Raw genomic sequence first — 19,043 nt, forward strand, 5'->3', positions numbered from 1 at the left:
TAGATGAATATACTGATGCGCTGATTTAAAGTGGGTTTATATGCTGGAATGGGTCGGGAAATGAGGTTTTGGGATAGAGGCTTTACTGGCATTATCGCCATCTGAAGTCAGAAAAAAAGGGTGCTAAGCACCCTTTTTGCACCATGTTAATCATGATTGGCCCAACTGTTGCTAGCTATTCACTTGCAGATTAGTTCACCAACAGATTACTGGAACAGACTCAGATTTTCTTTTGCATAAGCTTCGAAATCTGTACAACCGCCAATGTGTTTCTCGTCGATGAAGATTTGCGGCACAGTTTCGACCGGTTTGCCGACGGTTTTTTCCAGATCAGCTTTGGTTATCCCTTCCGCGTGAATATCAATGTAACGGAATTTAAAATCATCGCGTTCAGTTTCCAATTTTTCCGCCAGTTCTTTGGCACGAACACAGTATGGGCATCCAGGACGCCCGAAAATCACAGCAAACATGTAAAACTCCTTGATTAATTTGAGATAATCACTTCGCCAACAGTTACTGATATATTCAACTGTTAAATGACTTTCAGCGTATTACTCACTCTCACATGGGCTTACTATGCCCTGCGGCGCAGTGAAAAAAAAGCAGGATTTGCCTGTTAATCTGATTAATCTTACCTATTTGCATCTCGATACTGTTACAAATAGTATGGATTCAATACACTAAGTAAAAGTGAATATATTGCCGAACAACCTGGGGTGCAGAGGGGGGAGTGAACACTCTGTAACGTCAAGTTTGGAGCGGCAGAGCTTATCGGAGGTAAAGATGCGCTCGTTAGGAGATATGCCCCGCATTGTGATTATTCTGGAAGCATTGGGGATGATATTACTGGTTGTGGCCTATCTTAGTATTAATGACTATCTGTCATTACCGGGGTCAATGGGCACCGCGACGGTGGCGGTGATGATGATTTTTGTTGGGATTGGCCTGATGATCCCGGCGGCAGCTTGCATTGTTTGGCGCGTAGCCAGGGGATTTGGCCCACTATTGGGCAGTGCTGATAGAATATCCAAACCCCAATCTAAGCAAGAGCGCGCCAAAAAGGAGAATAAATCTGACTAAGGTCACTCCTGAGTGTTGCTGAGGGCATTAAATTAGTCGGGATTGAAGTGGCGCTGTCGGCCAATATTCCGTAAGCTATGCCACTTTTCGTATTATGAGAATCGTGAGGTAGGTCGCTATGGATTCACTCATCGTCCCGGATTTAACCCTATTACGGCGTTGGCTGGATCAACTTGGTATCTCATTTTTTGAATGTGACTCCTGCCAGGCGCTGCATTTGCCGCATATGCAAAATTTTGAGGGTGTATTTGATGCCAAAATTGATTTGGTCGATAATATCATCCTGTTCTCGGCCTTGGCCGAAGTGCGGCCGACCGCGTTGATCCCGCTGGTTGCTGATCTCAGCCAAATTAATGCCAGTTCACTGACAGTGAAAGCATTTATTGATATCCAGGATGACAATCTACCAAAACTGATTGTCTGTCAGTCTCTGACTGTTGAAGTTGGGGTGGCATTTGCCCAGTTTGGCTATTTTATGCAGCAATGCGAAGAGCAGATTTCAATGATTATTCTGGAAGCTCGAGCCAATGATTTATTGTTTATCGGCAACAGTGACGACGACGAATTGCCCCAAACCGCCACCGCTTATCCAGTCATCCATTAAAGACGCCCCCGCACATTGATTAATCTGAGTGCTGCTGATAACCAGTGGCACACGGTTATTCCCGCCCTAAACCATAATATATTCTGCTTTTTACCCTACTTTGCCAGATATTTGTCGCCGTTTATGCCATTAGTGACGTATTACATAGATAAAATGTGCATAAAAAATCGATAAAAGGCGTTTTTTACCCTAGAGTCTGGTGTGGATTGCCAACTGCGGTTATGCTGCTCTTTCTGCCAAGGGCATAATATTGTACCGCAAAATCTATGATGATTCTTGTTAGGTTAATAATCACTCACCGTGCATAGCCATGCATCTGGTGCTTGTGGTCATCGCGCTCGGCAGCACAAAGGTGTTGTATCCTACGGATGCAAATTTATCGCACGAATTTACCCCCTATTCTGGAGGAGTTAACGGATGTTCACCCAACGTAAAAAGTGGTTATCGGGTGTTGCTGCTGGCCTGTTAATGGCTGCGTCCGTCTCAGCATCTGCTGAGGAAAAAACACTGCATATTTACAACTGGTCTGATTATATCGCGCCAGATACGCTGGCTAATTTCCAAAAAGAAACCGGCATCAAAGTTGTCTATGATGTGTTTGACTCCAACGAGGTGTTGGAGGGTAAATTGATGGCGGGGAGCACCGGGTTTGACTTGGTCGTGCCGTCAGCCAGTTTCCTTGAACGCCAATTGTCAGCGGGAGTATTTAAACCGCTGGATAAGAGCAAATTACCGAATTACAAAAATCTTGATCCTGAATTGTTGGCGCTGGTCGGCAAGCACGATCCGGACAATAAATATGCGGTGCCATATCTGTGGGCCACCACGGGTATTGGCTATAACGTCGAGAAAGTTAAAGCCGCGTTGGGGCAAGATGCGCCGGTAGACAGTTGGGATCTGGTGCTGAAACCTGAAAATCTTGAGAAACTGAAAAGTTGTGGTGTTTCCTTCTTGGATGCGCCAAGTGAGATTTTTGCTACTGTGCTCAATTACTTGGGTAAAGACCCCAATAGCACTCAGGCCACGGATTACACCGGCCCTGCGACCGAGTTGTTATTGAAATTACGGCCTAATATCCGCTATTTCCACTCATCACAATATATCAATGACTTGGCAAATGGGGACATTTGTGTGGCTGTGGGTTGGGCTGGCGACATCATGCAGGCTTCTAACCGCGCCAAAGAAGCTAAAAATGGTGTGAATGTGGCCTACAGTATCCCGAAAGAGGGGGCATTAGCCTTCTTTGACGTGTTTGCGATGCCCGCTGATGCTAAAAGTCAGGATGAAGCCTATCAGTTCCTCAATTATTTGATGCGCCCAGATGTGATTGCCAATATCAGTAACCACGTGTTTTATGCCAATGCTAATAAAGCGGCCACTCCGCTGCTAAACGCAGAAGTACGTGATAATCCAGGCATTTATCCGCCGGCTGATGTGCGGGCTAAAATGTTCACACTGAAAGTACAAGACCCGAAAATTGATCGCGTGATAACCAAAGCTTGGACCAAAGCGAAAAGTGGTAAGTAAATCATCGGCAAATATCCGTCACGGCGGTTGAGTCGGTGACGGATAACACATTGATGAATAAGTAAAAAATCATGGTGGAACAGGGGGTATCTTCCTGTTCCTGTTTTTTATTGCGCCGCACCTTAAATGCGGCCTGTTCTGCTTTCACGGAGAGCACGCTGAGTGAATGATGTCATTCCCCGCCCACAGCCAAAATCCCAGAAGGTGTTTACGCCCTTGCTGGAGATCCGCAATTTAACCAAATCATTTGATGGTCAGGCCGCTGTAGATGATGTCAATTTGACCATCTATAAAGGTGAGATCTTTGCGCTGTTGGGCGCTTCAGGCTGTGGCAAATCCACCCTGTTGCGTATGCTGGCTGGCTTTGAACAGCCGACGCAGGGGCAGATTGTCCTTGATGGGCAAGATTTGTCGCATGTCCCGCCATATCAGCGCCCAATCAACATGATGTTCCAATCATATGCGCTATTCCCGCACATGACGGTGGAGCAAAATATTGCTTTTGGCTTGAAGCAAGACAAATTGCCCACTGATGAAATCAAAAGCCGGGTAGCAGAGATGCTGACATTGGTGCACATGCAAGAGTTTGCTAAGCGCAAACCACATCAGTTATCTGGCGGTCAGCGCCAGCGGGTAGCATTGGCGCGCAGCTTGGCCAAACGGCCAAAACTATTGCTGCTGGATGAGCCGATGGGGGCGTTGGATAAAAAACTGCGTGACCGCATGCAGCTCGAAGTGGTGGATATTCTGGAGCGGGTAGGGGCGACCTGTGTGATGGTGACTCATGACCAGGAAGAGGCTATGACCATGGCGGGGCGCATTGCCATTATGAATCGCGGCAAATTTGTGCAAATTGGTGAACCAGAAGAGATTTACGAGCACCCGAATAGCAGATTCAGCGCGGAGTTTATTGGCTCAGTGAATGTGTTTGAAGGGGTATTAACCGAACGTTTAGATGATGCACTCATCATCGATAGCCCCGGCCTGCGCCATCCACTGAAAGTGGATTCAGATGCTTCTGTGGTGGACGGCGTGCCAGTCTTTGTCGCCCTGCGGCCAGAAAAAGTGATGTTATGTGAACAAATTCCCGCAGATGGTTGCAACTTTGCGGTGGGTGAAGTGGTGCATATTGCTTATCTGGGGGATTTGTCCATTTATCACGTGAAACTGCACAGTGGGCAAGTGCTCAGCGCACAACTGCAAAATGGTCATCGCTACCGTAAAGGGATGCCAACCTGGGGTGATGAAGTACAACTTTGCTGGGATGCTGACAGCTGTGTGGTGTTAGGCAGCTGATAGTCAGGAAGCTGCTAGTTTAGCATGCTGATTTGTTAGGGGAACTCAATTGTGATACCAGAATCCACCCGTGGAGCCGCAGAGCCACCGACCCGAGCTATAGGGCCGCTTAAGGCACTGATGCAGCGCTTGCAAATGTTGCATGGCCGTAAGTTGGTCATCGGCATACCCTATTTATGGCTATTCCTGCTGTTTATGTTGCCCTTCCTGATTGTGTTCAAAATCAGTTTGGCAGAGATGGCGCGCGCCGTTCCTCCTTACACAGATTTGATGACCTGGCTGGACGGCAAGCTGGATATCTCGCTTAATCTGGGCAATTATCTGCAACTATTTGATGACCCACTGTATATCGATGCTTATCTGCAATCATTGCAAGTGGCGGGGGTCTCAACACTATGCTGTCTGATTATCGGCTATCCATTGGCCTGGGCTATTGCCCACAGTAAATCATCCACGCGAAATATCTTATTGCTGCTGGTGATCTTGCCGTCATGGACCTCATTTCTCATCCGAGTCTATGCCTGGATGGGGATTCTGAAGAACAACGGCATTCTGAATAACTTCCTGATATGGACCGGAATTATTGACCAACCGCTGATTATCTTGCACACCAACTTGGCGGTATATATTGGTGTGGTCTATTCCTATCTGCCTTTCATGGTGTTGCCTATCTATACCGCACTGACCCGGCTGGATTACTCATTGGTCGAAGCCGCATCAGATTTAGGCGCTAAACCCTTTAAAACCTTTGTCAGTGTGATTGTGCCATTGACCAAAGGGGGGATTGTGGCGGGCTCCATGTTGGTATTTATTCCGGCGGTCGGCGAGTTTGTCATCCCTGAGCTGCTCGGCGGGCCGGACAGCATCATGATTGGCCGCATTTTATGGCAGGAATTCTTCAATAATCGTGACTGGCCAGTGGCCTCGGCGGTGGCGACGGTAATGCTGCTGCTGCTGATTGCACCGATACTGTGGTTCCATAAACACCAGAATAAAGAGATTGGAGGCGCGGTATGAATAACCTACCGGAAGTGCGCTCGGTCTGGCGTCGGGTCATCTTAATTGTCGGTTATACCTTTTTGTATGCCCCAATGTTGATGCTGGTTATCTACTCATTTAACAGCTCAAAACTGGTCACCGTGTGGGCCGGGTGGTCAACTCGCTGGTATATTGAGCTTTTCAATGATTCGGCGATGATATCAGCGGTAGGATTGAGTCTCACCATCGCCGCCGCTTCTGCCACCATGGCGGTGGCGCTAGGGACGATAGCGGCTGTGGTTATGGTGCGTTTTGGCCGTTTTCGCGGCTCGACCGGTTTTGCTTTTATGCTGACCGCCCCGCTGGTGATGCCCGACGTCATTACCGGCTTATCATTGCTGTTGCTGTTTGTCGCCATGGGGCATGCTATTGGCTGGCCGGCGGAGCGCGGTATGTTCACCATTTGGCTGGCGCATGTGACTTTTTGTACCGCTTATGTGACGGTGGTTATCAGTTCCCGCTTGCGCGAATTGGACCGCTCAATTGAAGAGGCCGCCATGGATTTGGGCGCGACGCCATTGAAAGTCTTCTTTGTGATTACGGTACCGATGATAGCCCCGGCGTTAATCTCCGGCTGGTTACTGGCCTTCACCTTATCTCTGGACGACTTGGTTATCGCCAGCTTTGTTGCCGGGCCGGGGGCCACGACTTTACCGATGCTGGTTTTTTCCAGTGTACGCATGGGGGTGAACCCAGAGATAAACGCGCTGGCGACTCTTATTTTGCTGGTGGTCGGCATTATCGGCTTAATTGCATGGTGGTTTATGTCCCGTTCGGAAAAACAGCGATTGCGCGAATTACACAAAGCTGCCCGTAGCTGATTAGCCTGAAAACTGTTAGTCTTTCATCATCTTCTGACGCCGCTTTCCAGCGGCGTTATTGTCAGGGATAACATCAAGTTACAACATCCGCACCGGGGGGCGACTGGGCAATATGAGACTGTTATTTTCATCTACGGCATTTTCATCCGCCGCCAGCACCCCGGTGCCGGTGCTCATTGCCGGCACGGCCATTATTGCGACCCGCATCCTCGGTGTTATCTTGCTGGTGGCGACATTGGGTTGGGGTGGCACCGGCAGTTTTATCTCTGAAAGCCTGCAAAGTTGGGGTTCCGGCACTGTCTTTATCGCCAGCATTTTCATGCTGTTGCTAGAGCTCGTGTGTGGTGTGGCAGTATGCTTTCGCCATAACTGGGCGCGGTGGTGTTATCTGGCATGTCAATTATTGGCGATTGTTTATTTGCTGATGGCATCATTGGATTGGCTGGAGCTGGATGTCGATGTTTTCCGCATCGAGGGGGATAGCGGGGCCGAAATCCTGCACAGCTTGCTGCTACAAAAAATCCCCGATGTGGTTATTCTCGGTTTGTTGTTTTTCCCGTGGCACCGCCACTTGCGCGCGGCAAAATGAGTGTTTCGCGTGACACAATGCTACAATTCATCCCCATCAGCAGCCTCGGCTGTACATTACTGACTCTCTCAGATTATAACGGTTAATTATTAATGCATTGCGCACAATATGCGGCGGGTAGCTGCCGTTCCTGCCAGTGGCTGGATAAACCCTATCCCCAGCAATTGGCTGACAAACAACATCATTTGAAAACTCTGTTATCCGGACATCCCGTCACTCAGTGGCTTGAGCCGGTTTTCGGGCCGGAAAGTGCTTTTCGTAATAAAGCCAAAATGGTGGTCAGTGGCAGTGTGGAGCGCCCATTATTGGGGATGTTGCATCGTGATGGTACGGCGGTCGACTTGTGTGATTGCCCTCTGTATCCGGCCAGTTTTGCCCCGGTGTTTGCCGTGCTGAAAACCTTTATTGCGCGCGCGGGTTTGACACCTTATAACGTGGCGCGCAAACGCGGTGAGCTGAAATTCCTATTATTGACGCAAAGCACTTATAGCGGCGAGTTAATGCTGCGCTTTGTGCTGCGCTCACCCACCAAACTGGCACAGTTACGGGCAGCTTTGCCCTGGTTACAGCAACAATTACCTCAGCTGGCAGTTATCTCTGCAAATATTCAGCCAGTGCATATGGCAATTTTGGAAGGGGAGCAAGAGGTGGCATTGACTGAGCAGCAGGCCCTGCCCGAAATATTTAATCAGGTGCCTTTGTTTATTCGGCCACAAAGTTTTTTCCAGACTAATCCGCAAGTTGCAGCATCGCTGTATGCCACCGCGCGCCAATGGGTGCGGGAGCGGAAGATTAAAAGTATGTGGGATTTATTCTGTGGTGTGGGCGGCTTTGGTCTGCATTGCGCCGATGTGGACACTGAGCTTACTGGCATTGAAATCAGTGCCGAAGCCATTGCTTGTGCGCGCCAGTCAGCCGATCAGTTAGGGTTAAAAAAAGTCAATTTTGCCGCGTTGGACTCAACCCATTTCGCCACGGCAGAAACACAAGTGCCGCAACTGGTCTTGGTTAACCCGCCGCGCCGCGGGATGGGTACTGAACTGTGTGAATACCTCAGCCAGATGGCCCCGGAATTTATTCTCTATTCAAGTTGTCATGCCGAGACAATGGCGAAAGATATCAGCCAATTAGTGGGTTATCGCATTGAGCGGGTGCAGTTGTTTGATATGTTTGCGCATACTGCGCATTATGAAGTTCTGGCATTGCTGATTAAATGCCCCCTGCAACTTTGAAGCTATAGGGGGCAAAAGCACGATGATGATTATTGTGGGAACCACTTATCATTGATGGCTTGGTAGGTGCCATCAGCTTTAACCGCCGCAATAGCTTTATTCAATTTCTCCAGCAACGCGGTGTTATCTGGGCGTACAGCAATGCCCAGGCCAGTACCGAAGTATTGTGGGTCAGTCACATGCTCACCAACTGATGCCAGATTCGGATTGGTTTTCAGCCACTCATTCACTACCGCGGTGTCGCCAAACACACCATCAATGCGGCCATTTTTCAGGTCGATAATGGCATTCTGATAACTGTCATAAGCCACCGTTTGGATTTCAGGGTGTTTATCCTGCAAATATTTCTGGTGGGTGGTGCCATTTTCCATCCCGATTTTTTTGCCTTTCAGGTCAGCCAAAGAGCTGAATTTACCTTTCGGAGCAATAACAATGGCGGAGTTAGCATAGTAAGGCTGGGTAAATGCCACTTGCTTGCTACGTTCTGGCGTGATGTCCATACCGGAAATAACTGCATCGTAACGTTTGAATTTAAGCGCTGGGATCAAGCTATCAAAAGCCTGATTGGTGAAAGTACAGTTGGCTTCCATCTGCTTACATAATGCTTTTGCCAAATCCATATCAAAACCGACAATCTCATTATTGGCACCGATGGATTCGAAAGGCGGATAGGTTGCTGAAGCCGCAAAACGAATGGTTTCCGCGGCGGTAGCACTGAAAACCATACCGCTTAATATGGTGGCCAATAGTAACTTTTTCATGCTTAAACTCCTGTCAGAATCTTTTCAATAGAATAAATTCTTAATTGTTGATTTTATTATAACTAATGACTTTTCATCGCGATTAATTCGGATGAATGATGTTAGTTACATTGCCATCATATGAATTTATATGCAAGTAATGTGATTAAAAATTTAATTTTATTTTTTGGTCTATGTACCGAGGTCGAGCCACTCAACCACCCGCCCATCAAAATACAGCAAGTCAACTTCATGTGAGTAAATCTGTAAGTCAGTATCGTTTTATTAAAGAAAGGTGCGCCGGTTATGACTATTCTGCCGACAAAATTTCATTAAGAGGTCATCTCATGCGTTTGTTTTATATTTCTGCCTTAGCATTGGCAATGTCATCCTTTACACAGGCTCAAGCTGCAACTGCACAGGAGCAAGCTGCAACTCTTTGTAACGGCGAAATTATGCCCCAAGTAAATTTAATTTGTGCGCCTGATCATGGTATTGAACCCAATGATACCGAAGACAGCACCGCCAAGTTCGCTGCACTATTTACTGCTCATCAAGGGAAGGGGGTATTTCTACCAAGTGGTGTTTACATCATTAATAGTGATGTTCATGTCAAAAGCGGGAACAGTATTATTGGCTCAGCGGACGGGCACACTATTTTGCGCTCAACAGATACACAGAAGTCACCGATTGTGGGCGAGGTTGCATATGGTCTGGCAGTCAGTGATGTTTCAATGAAGCATTTAGTCTTAGATAATGTTGCGGTTAAATTTTATGGTAATAAAAAGAATATAAACGTATCAGAAAATATTTTTATTAATACCAAAGAGCAAGGTTACCAATTATCAGTAGCGCGCTTCCCCTCTACCGTTGAGAATAATATTTTCTTACGGGATGCAGAACACCCTGGTATTGGGCTACTCACTTTTGATGCAAATAAACCGCTGATTTCTCATAACTATTTCGGTGATATCTCACCAGAAAGTAGAAATAAAGTTGCTGTTTTGTTGAGTCAACCAGTCAATAACCTGTTGGAAAAAATTGATTATCTTGGCAGCACCGGCCAGTTGTCAGTCAGCGATGACCAAAGTTATTTTAAAACTGCCTGGGGCTCATCCAGTGGCATGACTGATGCTGTCTTCAAGAAAAATGTCATTATTGGGAATAAAAAATTATGCTTAAAATATAACGATAGCAAGTGTGAAATGGAACGAGACCACGGTCTTTATATACAACGTTATAAGAATGTAGAAGTGGTACAGAATTATTTTTCTGGTTGGCCAAATACCGCGGCAGGGCATTTAAAATTCAGAAATGCTAGCCAACTCTATTTCGTGGGTAATTATCTGGATGACACCGATTTTATGGCGCGACCTTATACTTATAGTGAAGTCAGAACAATGGATAACACCTTTATTTTTAACAATTACTTCCATAAAGGTTCCATGAGCTATTGGCAAGAGAAAGCAGACACTGATGAGGTTTTCATTGATGCTACTAATTATGCCGTATTTTCTAACTATTTCAGTACCGAGGAAAAACCTGAATCGCGCATTCATGCTGGCAAGGGCAGCACGCACAGCACTTTCATGATGGCGAATAATGTCGATCAGCAAGGTAATGAAGTTATGTCGGAGAACTTTACTCAAGTGGACGAACAAGACATCTTGTCACTGTTGCCTACAGATAAAAGCCATTTACTGGATATTGAACCTATTTTGCGCGACTAATTTAATCTATAGCGGTGGTGATATACAAAATACGCCGCTATAAAAGTCGCAAAAAAGCGAGCTGTGCGCAACATAAACAGCCAGCTCGCTTAATTGATAATACTAATCTTAATTGCGCCGCTCAAATGCCAGTGCTCGGCGCTCTACCAACCGCATCAACAGCGTCAGTAACCCATTCACACACAGGTAAACAATACCTGCTGCACCAAATACCATCACGTCATAGGTTCGGCCGTACATCAATTGGCTGTAACCCATTACCTCCATCAATGTAATGGTGTAAGCCAGTGAAGTACTTTTGAACACCAAAACCACTTCGTTGGAATAGGAAGAAAGCGCGCGTTTAAAGGCAAATGGCAACAAGATGCGCAGTGACTGGGCTTTAGACATCCCCAGTGCTTCACAAGATTGCCACTGACCAGCAGGAATGGCGCGGACTGCACCGTAAAACAGCTGCGTGGTATAGGCCGCACTGTTCAATGCCAGAGCAATCATTGCACACAGCCATGGTTGCGACAGCAGGTGCCATAACCACGGATATTCACGAATGGCTGGAAACTGTCCTGGGCCGTAGTAGATCAAAAAGATCTGCACCAACAGCGGGGTGCCGGTGAACAGCGTGATGTAAATTTTGACCAGTGGTGTGACGACGGGGGTTTTTAGCGTCAACACAATGGTAAATAGCAAAGACAGCACTAAAGCAACCAACAAAGACGCAATAGTTAATGTCAGGCTGGTGTGCAGCCCTTTTAAGATCTCGGGTAAGTATTCCAGCATCAGGATGGGCTCCGTTCAAAACGGGTGGTACGGAGTTCTATCCATTTGAGGACATACTGACTCAACAAGGTCACCACCAGATAAATGGCTGCAGCAATAACATACCAAGTGAAAGGTTCCTGAGTCCGGGTGGCAATGCTTTTGGTTTGCAACATCAAGTCATTGACACTAATGAGCGACACTAATGCGGTATCTTTTAGCAATACCAGCCATTGGTTGCCCAAGCCGGGTAAAGCATGACGCCACATTTGCGGCATAATCAAGCGGAAGAAAATCGCCGCCGGGCTCAAGCCCAATGCTTGGCCTGACTCCCACTGCCCGACCGGCACCGCTTTCAGTGCGCCGCGCAGAGTTTGCGATGCATAAGCGGAGTAGAGCAGGGCGAGGGCGATAACCCCACACAGGAATGGGCTGACCTCAAAATCATCAATATTGAGCTTAATCGGTAACTCAAATAGATAAAGATTTAAGGTAAAGCCGTCTGACAGCATCATCAACAGCTGAGAAGAGCCAAAATAGATAAACAGAACCACCAGAATCTCGGGTAGCCCGCGTAAAATGGTGACCCAGCCAGTAGTCAGATAACTGACCACTTTCCATCGCGACGATTCACAGACGGCAAACAGCATCGCCAGAACCAGGCCGAGGGCCAGTGCACAAACGGCAAGGCCGACGGTCATGCCGGCGGCGCTTGCTAAAGGTTGAAATTCATTCATGAGTGCTTAAATTACTGCTGGAACCATTTTTTATAAATTGTCTGATAGGTGCCATCTGCTTTAACTTTCGCCAGCGCAGCATCTAACTTACCCTGTAATTCAGTGTTGTTCTGACGAACGGCAATACCTAAACCGGTACCGAAATAGTCAGTGTCAGTCACTTTATCGCCCACTGGCGCCAGTTGGTTATTCTGCTTAAGCCATTCATTAACCACCGCAGTATCACCGAACACCGCATCCAGACGGCCATTTTTCAGATCAAGAATCGCATTCTGGTAGCTGTCGTAAGGCACGGCAGTAATTTCAGGGTGCTTGTCCATCAGATATTTTTGATGGGTAGAACCGTTTTGCATCCCCACGCGCTTGCCTTTCAGGGCCGCTAAATCGGCTACTTTGCCTTTTTCAGCAACAAACAGCGCCGAGTTTTCATAGTAAGGTTGGGTGAACGCCACTTGTTTTTGGCGCTCAGGGGTGATGTCCATCCCAGAGATAACCGCATCAAAACGCTTAAATTTTAAACTCGGGATCAAACTGTCAAAAGCCTGATTGGTAAAGGTACACTCAGCTTGCATCTCTTTACACAACGCATTGGCTAGGTCGATATCAAAGCCCTGCATCTTATTATTGGCATCAATAAATTCGAATGGTGGGTAAGTTGCTTCAGCGGCAAAACGGATAGTTTCAGCGGCAGAGGCAGACAAACTGATACTGGCGAGGACTGCAGCAATTATTAATTTTTTCATCGCAAATTCCCAAATAGATATCAATGTGACAGATAGCTGGCAAAAGCTTCGGTTGTTGGTTGTGTAAAGTGGCTGGCATCGCCTTGTTCCACTACGTGACCGTTTTCCATATAAACCACGCGGCTGGCCGTTTTACGGGCGACTTCAACCTCATGGGTGACAATCACCTGAGTGATGCCGGTTCCGGCCAATTCACGGATGATACTGACGATCTGCGCAGTAATTTCTGGGTCAAGTGCCGCGGTCGGTTCATCAAATAACAAAACCTGCGGTTCCATCATCAACGCGCGGGCAATGGCCACTCGCTGTTGCTGGCCACCGGAAAGGTGCAGCGGAAAGCGCTCGGCAAAATCGGTCAAACGCAAACGGGCGAGTAATTTTTGGGCGCGTGCCATGGCTTCATCTTTTGACAGACCCAGTACGCGGCAAGGGGCTTCAATCAGATTCTGTACCACCGTGAGGTGCGGCCATAGATTATATTGTTGGAAGACCATTCCCACATTCTGGCGTAATTCGCGAATCGCCTTCGCGCTCGGAGCCTGGGAGAAATCAAAGTGATTGCCGGCTATCTGCAAGGTTCCTGAACGCGGCATTTCCAGCAGGTTAAGCACGCGTAGCAATGAACTTTTACCGGCACCGCTTGGCCCCAATAGCACCAAGGTTTCGCCCGCAGGACAGTCTAATGTAATGTCGAACAGCGCCTGATGTACGCCGTAGTAGCAGTTAATTCCGTTAAGTTGAATACTCATGCGCCAAATCTGAATAGCCAATGATGCGGTGAATGGTAACTTCCACGGCATACTTATGCAATCTTTGTGCGTTAAAATTTATTAATAACCAGAGGGTGAGGTAAAAAACAGCATAACATTTTGATTTGAATGCTATCAGAGGGAATTTGTCACGCGATGAAGAAATCTGGCAGAGTAACCGCAGTGTGGATTAAAAAATAACCAAAAAAAGAATGTATCTGTAAATCAAACAGTACCGGCTTCACTGGAAGAAAACCGGTACAGTTATTGTGAAATTTATCGCGTAGCGTGGCGGTTATTTTGCACGTCGCAGTTAATGATCGCCCAGAAGCTGGCGTAGGCTGCTGGCTGGGGCCGAGACGCCCATAAAGCGGATATCATCAACCACCCAACAGGTGCCTTCGCGGATCATCAATACTTCGTCTTGCCACATCACTGATTGCCCAGCGGCTGATTGGTGGGTCAAATTGACACGCAATGGAATATTCCGGGCATCAGTATTGGGGATGGTTGAGGCACTGGCAACCTCAGCACTGGTGCTGCCCTCACGCAGGCTGGTGAAAATATCGCCATTGATGGTTGCTGAGGTATTCACCGCTGAAGGCGCACGGTTTCCCGCTTGCTTTCTGGCCGTTTGAATTTTTTCATACAGCGCCTGACTCAGATAAGGGCGAAATTGTGCCGATAAATTGTCATCGGGCAAGCCATTTTTATTGCCGATCTGCTGCACCCGCAGGTCATAGAATTTTTGCGCGACAGTATCCGGCCCGCCGTCAACACAAGGTGCAGTACGGCTGCTGATATCCTTAAATGCCGGGCTGACGTTGTTGGTACAGGCGCTAAGTAGCATGGCGAGAGGAAGGATCAGGGCAATATTTTTCTTTTTCATATGATGACCTTAAGTGAAAGAATCTGTTATGAAAGTGATGGCGGTTATTAACGTTATATTAGTATAAACCTATTTTCCCCACTGTTTTAAGCTGCTGTTAATAGGTAACCGGCTAGTTATTATTAATATTAATCTGAGATTTATATTTTTTGTTGGGCTTGCCTTGTAAACCGCCAATCCCGGCGGAGGGATCTTTTCCGGCATAGCTGACAATTTTAGCGGTTGAATTTAGCCGTGCACTACCGGCCATTATTGCCTGATCTTTCCCGCATGCATGGCAAATAGTGGTATTGGCTATATTCATGGCACCACAAAATGGGCATTTTATTTCAGGTAAATGCGGCTTAAGATCTTTTTTAGCTATCACGCCCAATGGCGCGACATTTGCTGACAGTGACCAAACTAAAGCCACAGCCCAGCCTATTAATGTCCATCCAAACAGTAAGTTAGCTAGAAAAATTGCACCTGATTTATTATGTTTACGATTTTTCGCAATAATAAAAGGGATAAAATAAAGAATAATAAGTATTAAGCTGTTGACGATAGAAGACATGGTTGGACGCCCAGAGTTTAATTATTTATTTAATTACTTACCCTAGCAAAGAAAAGCGCTGATGAATAAGTGTTGGCTCACTGATGGTAATCATGGTTGGCGCAAAGCTTAATCTTAATAAGGTCGGGTGAGCAAAGCACCCGACGGGTTAAATTTGACCCTCAGCCGCCCAATTTTCCGTGCTCTTTTAACCAACGGGCCGTGCGGATAATCCCCTCATCCAATGACACTGACGGGCGGTAGCCTAATTCTGATTCCGCCCGGTGCGTATCCAGTGTGAGGTCAAAATTAAGCTTGGCGACACCATAATGTGTCAGTATCGGCTCTTTTGCGGCTTTATTACTCAGTTTCTCCATGGCGCGGGCCATGATATCCATCATCGGGTAAGGCACCGAGCGGATACGGCATGTCATACCCAACTCTTCCAGTAGGTGCTGCACGATAGTGCGTAGTGGGCGGGGCTGTTGGTTGGTTATATTATACGCCCTGCCAGAGGGGGTATTTTGCTGATGAGTTGCCAGCCACATGGCATGTACCGCATTTTCCAGATAAGTCATGTCCACCAGAGCATTACCGCCACGCGGCAGTAGTAGGGTGCCATAATATTTTATCATTTGTAGCAGGCGCGGCAGCATCACGGTGTCATGAGGGCCAAACAGACCCTGAGGCCGCAAGATAGTAAAATGCGTTTGAGGGTTGGACAGCGCTAATTGCTGAATAATCTCTTCTCCAGCGGCTTTGCTGCGTGCGAACTCATTAGCAAACCGTGCCGGGCGGAACTCTTCTTGAATATTACGATGGTGGTGATAATCGAAATAAATGGCAGGCGAGGAGATATGAATGAAATTCTCCACACCATAAGCGGCGGCCCATTCCCCCAAGCGCCGTGTCGCTCGGACGTTTGCCAGCTCAAACGCCTGCTCGGTGCCCCATGGCGAGGTGAAATTGGAGCAATGCCACAAGGTATCGACATCGGCCAGCATGGCTTTAGCCTGCGAGGAAACCAAGTTCGTCAAGTCCGCATGAATAAATTCAGCGCCCATTTTTGTCAATAATGCACCCATCGCCGGATTATTGCCGGTGGCGATGACTTTGATGCCCTGACGACGGAGATATTCAACGGCATTTCGGCCTAACCCACAGGTTGCACCGGTGACCAATACCTTCATAACCAATTCGGTTCCCACCAAAAATCAGAATGCTAGAGCTGTAAATCAGTTGCTCAGCAAATAAGGTGCCATTCTTCCGTGAAATGATGCGCTATGCAATCAGAAACCACCGATTAAGATTCATGAACCTCATCCTTGAGGCTCACCCAGCCACCGGCAGTGGCGCGAAATCTATTGGGCCGGCGGCTCATCTTCCGAGCCGGGGAGGGTGCTGCTTGCAGGCTGGTTTTCGCGGTCATATTGCTCGGCTAAGGCGGCAATGCGCTTGGCCATTCCGCGGAAAATAAACAGGTGTGCCGGCATCATCACAAACCAATACAGTAATCCATTAAAGCCCGCCGGATGCCACCATGCGCGCACATCAAAGCTACGCCGACCGCCCAAGTCTCTGATAGTAAAGGTTAGCCGCCCTAAGCCTGGGGCTTTCATGCCAAACATCATAGCGAGTTGGCGTAGGGGTTTGAGAGTGATAACTTTCCAGCCATCAATCAGGTCACCCAACTCTAAAGTTTCCCGCGCGGGGCGGCCATAAACCACACCGCCACCGGCGATATCATCCATCCAGGCGCGGGTTTTCCATAACAAATTGCCATAGAAATATCCCTCTTTGCCGCCAATTTGCTGCACCACATGCCACAGTGCTTCGCGGGATGCGGAGGTATAAAGTTGGCAACCCGCCTGTTTGGGATAAAAACCGTAACCTGGCCGCCAACGGGCGCGCGCTTCGGGGTCATAACCCCAGTCGGGGGAATCCACCACTTCATCTTCGCGGCGCAATGTCTCTTTCACTGCTTCATCAAAACTGATCAATTGTTGAGGAATAAGTGCTTGTAAAGCTTGACCATCAGCGGGTAAATCGTGATTTAGCCCGGCAATCAAGGCGCTGGCTATTGGTGTGGGCACCGAGGTGACCATGTTGATAAAGTAAACCGAGATAAAACGGGTTGGGAGTGGAATGGGCAGCAGCCAGCGCCGTTTACCGCTGATAGCAATAAATCGCTCAAACATTGTTTGGTAGCTAATGTATTCAGGCCCGGCAACATCAAAAATACGGTTTTCTTGTGCGGGATGAGTGAGCAATTCTGTCAGGTAAACCAGCAGATTTTCCAGCGCCACCGGGGATGATTTAGAACGTACCCAGCGCGGCGGGGTCAAAATTGGCAAGTTATAAACCATGTCGCGCATCACTTCGAAAGCCGCAGAACCCGGGCCGACGATGATGCTGGCGCGCAGTTCCGTCACCGGAATGCCACTTTGGCGCAGCAGTTCGCCGGTCAATTGGCGGGCAATCAGATGGGGGGAGCTGTTGTCACTCGGCTGTAATGCACTCAGGTAAATTATCTGCTTTACCGCCGGGTTCAGTTGCAGTGCGGCTTTCATATTGGTGGCAGCCAGGCGCTCTTGCTCGATTAAATCCTGCCCGTCGCCCATGCCATGCACCAAATAATAGACAACATCAATATCCTGCAACGCGGTCATTAGGGTGGCGGGTTGGTAAAGATCGGCAAAACAGCAATTAACGCCCGGCCAAGGTTGCTCTTTTAGCCACTCGACACGGCGGGCCGCCGCGGTGACGGCATGCCCTTGCTGGCTGAGTCTTGGCACCAGATGCTGACCAATATAGCCACTGGCACCCAGCACTAATATCCGTTGCGGCGTCATGAGCGATGCTCGGTCAAAAACTCACGCCACAGCGCCACGACTTTTTCCAGATCAGTGCGGCTGATATTGATGTGAGTAATCATTCGGGTTATTGGGCCGGCGCTGATTAATACCCCGCGCTCGCGCATCCAAGGACCAAGTTGGGCGGCGGCTGCAGAAGATTGCTTAATATACAACACGTTAGTCTGGGCACCCGGAGCCACTATCTCCACATCCAGCGCGCGTAATTGTTGTTCTAACCAGCGGGCATTGTCATGGTCATCTTTCAATCGGGCAACATTATGCTCCAGGGCATACAACCCTGCCGCCGCCAGAATTCCCGCCTGACGCATGCCGCCACCGGTCATTTTGCGCCAACGGCGCGCGCGTTTAATGTATTCAGCACTGCCACATAACAAGGAGCCAACCGGCGCTCCCAGCCCTTTCGAGAGACAAATTGTCAAGCTATCGCAATACTGGCTGATGTCAGTCAGAGGGACATTAAGTGCCACCGCCGCATTAAAAATACGAGCGCCATCAATGTGTAGCGCCAGTTTTTTTTCACGGGTCAATGCCCAAGCCTGCTGTAAATAACGCAATGGCAACACTTTGCCGCTGTGGGTATTTTCCAAGCTCAGCAGCCGAGTTTGGGCAAAATGGATATCATCGGGCTTGATAGCGGCCAATACTTTATCCAGTGGCAAAGTGCCGTCATCATTTGCATCAATAGGTTGAGGCTGAATACTGCCAAGAACTGCGGCGCCACCGGCTTCATAGAGATAGTTATGGGCTTTTTGGCCGACGATATACTCTTCACCGCGCTGACAGTGTGTTAACAGTGCCACCAGATTTGCTTGAGTGCCGGTAGGCAGGAATAATGCGGCTTCTTTGCCTGATAACTGGGCGGCTTGGGCCTCTAAAGCATTCACCGTTGGGTCATCACCATACACATCATCACCGACTTCGGCATTGGCCATGGCACTGCGCATGGCGGCATCAGGTTGTGTCACTGTGTCACTGCGTAAATCGATCAGCATAATTTTCTCGCCGCTGGAAAAGAGTGACTTCATCATAGCGAGAATATTGAAACAAAAAAGCCTGATAAAAGATTATTTATTTTAAAGCGCGGATTAATCTCGCAATAAAGAT

21 protein-coding genes are annotated in these 19,043 nt (G+C 48.1%); 9 read left to right on the top strand and 12 right to left on the bottom strand.

Annotation, left to right across the window (positions count from 1 at the left end; genetic code table 11):
- Positions 1-206: 206 nt before the first annotated feature.
- Positions 207-470, bottom strand: a complete 264-nt coding sequence (locus tag D5F51_RS05765; protein ID WP_004873700.1) for a GrxA family glutaredoxin — start codon at positions 468-470, stop codon at positions 207-209.
- 313 nt (positions 471-783) lie between these two features.
- Here D5F51_RS05765 and D5F51_RS05770 point away from each other — a divergent pair, with 313 nt between their 5' ends.
- From D5F51_RS05770 to potF, 3 genes are all read left to right on the top strand, one after another.
- Positions 784-1,080: a YbjC family protein gene (locus D5F51_RS05770; RefSeq protein WP_129195854.1), complete on the top strand. Its 297-nt coding sequence runs from the start codon at positions 784-786 to the stop codon at positions 1,078-1,080.
- A gap of 118 nt (positions 1,081-1,198) precedes the next feature.
- Positions 1,199-1,684 carry a type III secretion system chaperone family protein gene (locus D5F51_RS05775; protein WP_025378824.1) on the top strand — a complete coding sequence of 162 codons (486 nt, stop codon included), beginning with the start codon at positions 1,199-1,201 and terminating at the stop codon, positions 1,682-1,684.
- Positions 1,685-2,101: 417 nt separating this feature from the next.
- Positions 2,102-3,211, top strand: a complete 1,110-nt coding sequence (gene potF, locus D5F51_RS05780; protein WP_025378823.1) for a spermidine/putrescine ABC transporter substrate-binding protein PotF — start codon at positions 2,102-2,104, stop codon at positions 3,209-3,211.
- Between the two features lies 1 nt (position 3,212).
- On the opposite strand, the gene D5F51_RS22475 is transcribed toward potF, so the two are convergent.
- Positions 3,213-3,359: a hypothetical protein gene (locus D5F51_RS22475; protein WP_162301697.1), complete on the bottom strand. Its 147-nt coding sequence runs from the start codon at positions 3,357-3,359 to the stop codon at positions 3,213-3,215.
- 14 nt (positions 3,360-3,373) lie between these two features.
- On the opposite strand from D5F51_RS22475, the gene potG reads away from it, so the two are divergent.
- From potG to rlmC, 5 genes are all read left to right on the top strand, one after another.
- Entirely contained in the window at positions 3,374-4,507 is a 1,134-nt protein-coding gene (gene potG, locus D5F51_RS05785) for a putrescine ABC transporter ATP-binding subunit PotG (protein ID WP_025378822.1), read from the top strand.
- A 51-nt stretch (positions 4,508-4,558) separates the two neighbouring features.
- Entirely contained in the window at positions 4,559-5,524 is a 966-nt protein-coding gene (gene potH / locus D5F51_RS05790; RefSeq protein ID WP_129195855.1) for a putrescine ABC transporter permease PotH, read from the top strand.
- Positions 5,521-6,366: a putrescine ABC transporter permease PotI gene (gene potI / locus D5F51_RS05795; protein WP_129195856.1), complete on the top strand. Its 846-nt coding sequence runs from the start codon at positions 5,521-5,523 to the stop codon at positions 6,364-6,366. Before potH ends, potI begins: the two co-directional genes overlap by 4 nt.
- 112 nt (positions 6,367-6,478) lie before the next feature.
- Positions 6,479-6,955 carry a YbjO family protein gene (locus D5F51_RS05800; RefSeq protein WP_129195857.1) on the top strand — a complete coding sequence of 159 codons (477 nt, stop codon included), beginning with the start codon at positions 6,479-6,481 and terminating at the stop codon, positions 6,953-6,955.
- Positions 6,956-7,047: 92 nt separating this feature from the next.
- A complete protein-coding gene (gene rlmC / locus D5F51_RS05805; protein WP_129195858.1) occupies positions 7,048-8,187 on the top strand; it encodes a 23S rRNA (uracil(747)-C(5))-methyltransferase RlmC in 1,140 nt (379 codons plus the stop codon).
- Positions 8,188-8,216: 29 nt separating this feature from the next.
- On the opposite strand, the gene D5F51_RS05810 is transcribed toward rlmC, so the two are convergent.
- Positions 8,217-8,948: an arginine ABC transporter substrate-binding protein gene (locus D5F51_RS05810; RefSeq protein WP_129195859.1), complete on the bottom strand. Its 732-nt coding sequence runs from the start codon at positions 8,946-8,948 to the stop codon at positions 8,217-8,219.
- 233 nt (positions 8,949-9,181) lie between these two features.
- Between D5F51_RS05810 and D5F51_RS05815 the strand changes: the two genes are divergently transcribed.
- The gene (locus tag D5F51_RS05815) at positions 9,182-10,657 is read left to right on the top strand and encodes a hypothetical protein (protein ID WP_129195860.1); all 1,476 of its coding nucleotides are present in this window, start codon (positions 9,182-9,184) and stop codon (positions 10,655-10,657) included.
- Between the two features lie 108 nt (positions 10,658-10,765).
- Here D5F51_RS05815 and artM read toward each other — a convergent pair whose 3' ends face one another.
- From artM to ltaE, 9 genes are all read right to left on the bottom strand, one after another.
- The gene (artM, locus tag D5F51_RS05820) at positions 10,766-11,434 is read right to left on the bottom strand and encodes an arginine ABC transporter permease ArtM (protein WP_025378815.1); all 669 of its coding nucleotides are present in this window, start codon (positions 11,432-11,434) and stop codon (positions 10,766-10,768) included.
- Positions 11,434-12,150: an arginine ABC transporter permease ArtQ gene (gene artQ, locus D5F51_RS05825; protein WP_025378814.1), complete on the bottom strand. Its 717-nt coding sequence runs from the start codon at positions 12,148-12,150 to the stop codon at positions 11,434-11,436. Before artQ ends, artM begins: the two co-directional genes overlap by 1 nt.
- 11 nt (positions 12,151-12,161) lie before the next feature.
- On the bottom strand, positions 12,162-12,893 hold the full coding sequence (gene artJ, locus D5F51_RS05830; protein WP_025378813.1) for an arginine ABC transporter substrate-binding protein: 732 nt from the start codon (positions 12,891-12,893) through the stop codon (positions 12,162-12,164).
- A 20-nt stretch (positions 12,894-12,913) separates the two neighbouring features.
- Positions 12,914-13,642, bottom strand: coding sequence for an arginine ABC transporter ATP-binding protein ArtP (gene artP / locus D5F51_RS05835; RefSeq protein WP_129199215.1), 729 nt, complete (start codon positions 13,640-13,642; stop codon positions 12,914-12,916).
- A gap of 313 nt (positions 13,643-13,955) precedes the next feature.
- Positions 13,956-14,531 (bottom strand): lipoprotein, encoded by a 576-nt coding sequence (locus tag D5F51_RS05840; protein ID WP_087768506.1) that lies wholly within the window; start codon positions 14,529-14,531, stop codon positions 13,956-13,958.
- Positions 14,532-14,643: 112 nt separating this feature from the next.
- Positions 14,644-15,084, bottom strand: a complete 441-nt coding sequence (locus D5F51_RS05845; RefSeq protein ID WP_129195861.1) for a superinfection immunity protein — start codon at positions 15,082-15,084, stop codon at positions 14,644-14,646.
- A 161-nt stretch (positions 15,085-15,245) separates the two neighbouring features.
- Positions 15,246-16,253 carry an NAD-dependent epimerase/dehydratase family protein gene (locus D5F51_RS05850; RefSeq protein ID WP_025378810.1) on the bottom strand — a complete coding sequence of 336 codons (1,008 nt, stop codon included), beginning with the start codon at positions 16,251-16,253 and terminating at the stop codon, positions 15,246-15,248.
- Between the two features lie 171 nt (positions 16,254-16,424).
- A complete protein-coding gene (locus D5F51_RS05855) occupies positions 16,425-17,915 on the bottom strand; it encodes a DUF2867 domain-containing protein (RefSeq protein WP_129195862.1) in 1,491 nt (496 codons plus the stop codon).
- Positions 17,912-18,931, bottom strand: a complete 1,020-nt coding sequence (gene ltaE / locus D5F51_RS05860; protein ID WP_129195863.1) for a low-specificity L-threonine aldolase — start codon at positions 18,929-18,931, stop codon at positions 17,912-17,914. The genes D5F51_RS05855 and ltaE overlap by 4 nt, the downstream gene beginning before the upstream one ends.
- Between the last annotated feature and the right edge of the window lie 112 nt (positions 18,932-19,043).

Origin of the sequence: Yersinia hibernica (assembly GCF_004124235.1) — a bacterium.
GTDB classification, from domain to species: Bacteria; Pseudomonadota; Gammaproteobacteria; order Enterobacterales; family Enterobacteriaceae; genus Yersinia; species Yersinia hibernica.